General features: G+C 47.2%; 1 protein-coding gene. It reads left to right on the forward strand.

Features of this window, described 5'->3' with window-relative positions:
- Positions 1-634 (forward strand): IS3 family transposase (locus tag DHL47_RS13220; protein WP_209552186.1); only part of this gene is annotated, 634 nt, incomplete at both ends.

The following is a 634-nucleotide window of genomic DNA, read 5'->3' on the forward strand; positions in this document are numbered from 1 at the left end:
CTCCTAAAAAAGTTGAAGGAGCTCGAACAGCGAAACCTGTGGTGAGGCTGGGTAAACACCTTCTGAAATTCCAAGCGATTTATGAATATGCTCAGGAACGCAAGGAGGCTTCCATCAGCCAGCTCTGCCGCATACTCAAGGTCTCACGCTCGGGATATTACAAGTGGCTCAGCCATGAGGAGACGGACTCTGAAGTCACCAATCAGAAATTGATGGAGAAGATTCAAGAGCTGCATGCGCGATTTAATGGTATCTTAGGCTATCGGCGCATGACGCGTTTTCTCAACAGAGAACTCGGTACAACTTACAACAAGAAGCGCATCCGGCGTTTGATGCGGATTCTGGGGATTCAATCCATTATCCGCCGTTCTCGTGGTTACTGCACCAAGACCAGTTTTATCAATATTGAAGAGAACATCCTGAATCGTGATTTCACGGCTGAGAAACCAAATGAGAAGTGGTGTACAGATGTGACCTTCCTGAAGTATGGACTGGGGAAGAAGGCTTATCTCAGTGCCATTAAGGACCTTTATGACGGTTCGATTGTTGCCTATCACATCAGCCAGCACAATGATAATCCTTTGGTCATGGAGAATCTGAGAAAGGCTATGGAAGCCAATCCAGGAGCAGCACC

Source organism: Streptococcus panodentis (genome assembly GCF_017884005.1).
GTDB lineage: Bacteria > Bacillota > Bacilli > Lactobacillales > Streptococcaceae > Streptococcus > Streptococcus panodentis.